The sequence below is a fragment of the Mycobacterium sp. 1165178.9 genome (assembly GCF_001673555.1).
Taxonomy (GTDB): domain Bacteria; phylum Actinomycetota; class Actinomycetes; order Mycobacteriales; family Mycobacteriaceae; genus Mycobacterium.
On the sequence record NZ_LZMB01000388.1, the window covers coordinates 1 to 5,032 of the forward strand.

General features: G+C 64.8%; 4 protein-coding genes and 1 pseudogene. 2 read left to right on the forward strand and 3 right to left on the reverse strand.

All coding sequences use genetic code 11. The annotated features are described in order from the left end of the window. A partial coding sequence (locus A5652_RS17030; protein WP_369805812.1) for a hypothetical protein occupies positions 1-615 on the forward strand: 615 nt, incomplete at its 5' end. 131 nt (positions 616-746) lie between these two features. Then, positions 747-1,268, forward strand: coding sequence for a hypothetical protein (locus tag A5652_RS17035; RefSeq protein ID WP_067353774.1), 522 nt, complete (start codon positions 747-749; stop codon positions 1,266-1,268). A gap of 104 nt (positions 1,269-1,372) precedes the next feature. Here A5652_RS17035 and A5652_RS17040 read toward each other — a convergent pair whose 3' ends face one another. The 3 genes and pseudogenes from A5652_RS17040 to A5652_RS17050 all read right to left on the reverse strand — a co-directional run. Continuing rightward, positions 1,373-3,142 carry an MCE family protein gene (locus tag A5652_RS17040; RefSeq protein ID WP_067353777.1) on the reverse strand — a complete coding sequence of 590 codons (1,770 nt, stop codon included), beginning with the start codon at positions 3,140-3,142 and terminating at the stop codon, positions 1,373-1,375. Then, positions 3,143-4,495, reverse strand: a complete 1,353-nt coding sequence (locus tag A5652_RS17045; protein WP_067353781.1) for an MCE family protein — start codon at positions 4,493-4,495, stop codon at positions 3,143-3,145. Next, positions 4,492-5,032, reverse strand: a pseudogene (locus A5652_RS17050) (mammalian cell entry protein); the annotation flags it as partial. The gene A5652_RS17045 and the pseudogene A5652_RS17050, both read right to left, overlap by 4 nt.

The window sequence follows — 5,032 nt, forward strand, 5'->3', positions numbered from 1 at the left end:
CGCCACGGCACCGAAAATACGACCGGCGACGCGGAGACTTCACCCGCCGACGACGGGACGCCGCCCACCAGCGAGGGGCCGGGACGCTTGCGCCGGCTGACGGCGATCCGGCGCCGCGCCCCCCGGTATCTGGCAAGGTGGCGTTCGATCGTCGCGACAACTTTGGTGATTGCCGCCGTGGGAGTCGCTGCCGGCGTGTACTTGATCCTCTACCGGCCGGATCAGCGGGTCGGTGACGCGGCGGCGCACCGGGCAATCCAGGCGGCGTCAGATGGTGCCGTGGCGGTGCTGTCGTATTCCTATGACCATCTAAACCGCGATTTCAACAACGCGAAATCACATCTGACTGGCGACTTTCTGGCCTATTACAACAAATTCACCGACGATGCCATCGCGCCGGTGGCGGAGAAGGGAAGACTGACGGCAACCGCCAAGGTCATCCGGGCCGCAGTCTCGGAATTGCATCCCGATTCGGCCGTCGTGCTGGTTTTCGTCGACCAGACCACGGCAAGCTTACAAAAGAAAGACCCCGAGACGACGCAGAGCAGCGTCCTGGTCACGCTGAGAAAAATCAATGGTTCCTGGCTGATCGCGAAATTCGACCCGTCCGGATGAGCGCGGCAGAAGTTGTCCTAACCGTTATCTGGCGGCCCGAACCGGTGTAACGTCATCGCTCGAGAACGCCGCAACCGACGGCGAAAAGGTGCCATCGGCACTCTCGGATTACGCGCTTCGAGGAGCACCTGATGCGTTCAGTCAAGACACTCACCACCGCAACGCTGTTAGCTGCCACTGCATTCGGCGGTTTGATCACGGCATCCACAGCCCGGGCAATAACCAAGGAAGACGTGGCCATCAATGGGACTTTCCGCGCCACGTCCATTGGCGATTACGCCCAGAGAAACGATCAGTACTTCGGCGAGCCAACGGTCTATCAAGTATGGACCATCAGCTCGACCTGCGACTCGACCCTGGAATGCCATGGCACGGTGACGAGCGACCAGGGATGGACCGCGGCCCTATACATGAAAGATGGCGAGATGTGGAAGGTGAGACGCGAAGTGCCGAACTGGGAGCGGTGCCAGGACGGTACCGCGTTTGCCGGGCAGCAGCAGTTCTTTTTCTACCCGGTGAACGACAATGGTGGGTTCCAAATCGGGTCGCGGGTCCTTTCGGGCAAGGACAAGACAGTCGGCCCGAGCGGTGCCTGCGGGCAAAACCAGTGGCTTGATATCACGATGCCGTTGCGCCTGGACCAGCTCTCCTGACCGGGCCGCCCTAGCTTCATTGCCCCCGCCCTCGGGCCGCTCTCCTGACCGGGCCGCCCTAGCTTCAATGCCCCGCCCTCGGGCCGCTTCGTCTCCCGGCGAATTCAGGTGGGAAGCATGTCCTTCCACGTCCTGGGTGCTTTCGGGGCAACGAGATCCGACTGCTGGTACAACTTTCCGTCCGGACCGACGTAACGACCGGTGCGCGGATCGTACTTCGCCACCACGACCGACGGCCCGGGCTTAGACGCGTTGGCCCCGAACGAGCTTGGCGCAGCCTGGGGTCCTCCGCCGCCAGCCGTGTCAGCCGGCGCGGGATCGGGAGGAGAGGGCGGGGCTGGAAGCGGGACCGGAAGCGGGGCTGGCGCCGCGGGCGGCGGGGGAAGTTCTCCCGCCGCAGGAACGTCGAGTGGCGCTATGGGCGGAAGGTCCGCCGACATTCTCGACATCGGCGCCAGCGCGGGGGGTCCCGAAGACGGGACGGGGGGAACTGCGGCCCCGAGCGTGCCCGGCGGTGGATTTTCTCCCCGCGGCCCCACAGGAGCTCCGCGCGGCACCGCCCCCGGCGGTAGCGGCGTACCCTCGACCGGGCCAAAGATCCTGTCATTGGTGGTGATTCGGTCATCGGGCGGGACACCCTGGGCCAGCAGATTTGGGTCCAGCGGATAGGGACCGAGGGTGTGCTGTCGCATCGCTAGTGGCATGTACGGCTTGTCGCTGTTGCAGATTTCGACAGTCGGTGCGCGCTTACCCGGGTGACCCATACAGGGATAGTTGCGGGCACCGCGAACCGCGATCGGTGAATCCTGCGGGAGTTTGCAATACAACCCATCCGGTGTGTCGATGTCGGTGAGGTCGTCTGGGGACCGCCAGGTGTTGGGCGGCATGAAGCCGACCGTGCAAATCGGCGGATCGTCGACCGTCGCCGCGAAGTCACCGTAAGCCCTACCGTCGGGATGGTTTTCGCCCTGAGCGGCCTGCTCGACAGCAACGCCCGACGGTAGCAACACCAGTAGCTGCTCGATCGAAGGATGGTAGGTGACGCCGATCTGCCCGATGGTGGTGAGGTTGGCAAGCAGCACCGGCAGCGTCGGTTTGATCTGTTCGAGGAGCCGCGACGCCTCGTTCGCGGCGTCAGGGCCTTTCTCCAAGATGGTGCGGAAGTGGGAATCGTTATCCACCAGCGTATCCGAGATGCCAGCGAAGCTGTGTGCCCACTTCCTGATCGAATCGGTGGTGCTCGCCTGGGTATCCAGCAGCGGTCCAGTGTCTTCGGTGAGGGCTCGGGTGCGATCGACGACGCCGTTGGCATCGCGGGACAAAGTCTTCGAGGAATCGATCAGCGACCCCAAGTCATAACCCGAACCGTTGAAGCCCTGGAAGGCCTCGTCGAGCAATTGGCCGAGTTTGGTCTTCGGGATGCTCTTGACCAAGGCATTGACTTGCTCGAGCATCGGGGCGACCGGCTGCGGAATCGTCGTGTCGCGCACGGCGATAACCGAGCCGTCGTGCAGATAGGGCGGCGAATCGGTTTTGGGCTGCAAGTCCACGTACTGTTCACCCACCGCGGAAACGCTTAGCACCTTCGCCGTCAGATTCGCCGGGACCTTCGGTGAACTGCTCAGCGAGAGTGTGGCTTTCGCGCCGGTCGGCGTCAGATCCACCGAGGTGACCTTGCCTTGCTGAACCCCGCGGTAGGTCACGTTGGAAAACCGGTACAGGCCGCCGGTGGCCGGCAGCTCCAGCGTTACCGTCATCCGGCCGATGCCCAGCAGGGTCGGCGCTTGGATATAGAAGAGAATCATCGCGATTACGCCGATGATTCCGGCGATCGCGAAAACCGCCAGCTGGATGCGAACGAAGCGCGTCAGCATCTATCCACCCGCTCCCGTTCCAGGCGCCTCTGCGGGCGGCGGCGTTTGACCAAGACCCGCGTCGGGCACCGGAGCCGTACCCGGCGGCGGACCGGGCAGAGGGGCCGCACCCGGCGGCGGGCCGGGCAGCGGTCCATAATTCCCGGGTCCCGGTCCCGGTACCGCAGCCGGCGGCGGGCCGGGCGGCGGAGCCGCACCCGGCGGCGGTGGGGGCAGCGGCAAGGCGTTGGGATCGATCCACGGTGGCCTCAGCGGGTTATGCAAAGGATCGAGTGTGTACGTCATGCGATACGGATCCCCGGGCACCGGTGGCACAGGCATATCCAGCTGTCCCCAGTGGGTTCCAAGCAACAAACCCTTCTTGAGCCGTGGAATCGTGAGGTCGAAGTCGAAATGCAGGTTGAAGAAGTCGCCTCGGACCGCGCGGTCGACGAAGTTCTGGGTGAACGGGAACACGAACGCCGCCGCGATGGCCGCGCCGAACTCCGGTCCGACGTCGGCGAGCGCTTTGATGGTCGGCTCCAGATTTTTGAGGTTCGTGACCAGGTCGGCCTGGGAGTCGTTGATCAGCCGGGTGGCGGTGTTGCTGAACACCCGAAGATGATCCAGGGCGGCCGTCAGACGCGGCCGCTCCTTGATCAACACCTCAAGTGCCGGCGGTATCTTGCGCAGCGCGTCGGTGATTACGTCGCGTTGGTCGGCGAAGGTGGCCGACAGCCGATTCAGCGCCTGGATGGAGGCGACGATGTTGTCCCGCTGGTCGTCCAAGGTCCCGACGAACGTGTCCAGGCGGGTAATCAGATCACGCACCGCACCCTCGTGCCCGGACAGGGCGGCCGAGAAATTGTGGATGACCTCTCCGATTTGTCCAAGTCCACCGCCGTTGACGACCGCGCCGAGCGACGACAGCGTCTGCTCTGTCGAGGGATAGGCCGAGGATCGGCTCAGCGGGATGGTGGCGCCCGGCTGCAGCCGTCCACCTCCCGATTGCCCGGGCGGCGTATTGAGCTCCACATGCATCGAGCCCAGCAGGCTGGTCTGACCGACGGTCGCTACCACGTTGGCCGGGACCACCACGTCGCGTTTGACCGAGATCTCGACGTCCGCGTGCCAGCCTTGCACCCGCATCGTGCCGACACTGCCGACGACGACGTCGTCGATCAGCACCGGCGAATTCGACTCCATCGTCCCGACATTCGGGAGTTCTACGTGGTAGATGTTGGCCCCGGGCCCACGTCCGACCGCGCCGGGCAGCGGTAGCGAATTCAGGCCGTGGAATGCGCATCCCGTCGTCATCAACATCACGCAACAGCCGACGGTGAATACCCGCCTAGCGACCACCCGGGCGATCATTGTTGTGGCCCTCCGTCTGGCAGCAGCATGCCCGACACGGACGGCGCGGGTGGTGGTGGGGGCACCGGTGTCGACGGTGGCGGCGGCAGCGGCATCGCCGCGCCCGGTATCCGCTCCGGCGGCACCGCCCCCGGGGGTCCCACGGGATCGCCCGGCAGGCCGGTGTAGGCCGACACTGCGGGCGGCATTTCGGGTGGTCCGGGCTTCGGGCCCTCGCCGCCGGGCGCCAGGCGCGGCTCGGTGTAGAGAACCCTTCCCGGGTCAACCGATTTGGCGATGATTATGTTGAGGGGAATCGGCGAGTTATTCCAGCTCGTCTGCCGCAATCCGGGACCGAGGAACAGGGAGCACAGCTTGCCCGATTCGACCGCCGTGATGTTCTCGATGGCGCCGATTTGCGTGCAGCCCGGTGTGGACAGCAGAACCTGCCCGCCCCAGGTGGGATTCGCCATATTCATCAGACCGAACCCACCTACGATCGTTCCGGTGTCGGCGTTGTAGTCGTTGAAGAAGTTGCCGAACGCGTTCGGCGCCGCG

What these genes read in the sequence shown, in the direction of transcription:
- A5652_RS17035 (WP_067353774.1), top strand. Translation starts at nt 747, where the DNA reads ATGCGTTCAGTCAAGACACTCACCACCGCAACGCTGTTAGCTGCCACT.
- A5652_RS17040 (WP_067353777.1), bottom strand. Translation starts at nt 3,142, where the DNA reads ATGCTGACGCGCTTCGTTCGCATCCAGCTGGCGGTTTTCGCGATCGCC.
- A5652_RS17045 (WP_067353781.1), bottom strand. Translation starts at nt 4,495, where the DNA reads ATGATCGCCCGGGTGGTCGCTAGGCGGGTATTCACCGTCGGCTGTTGC.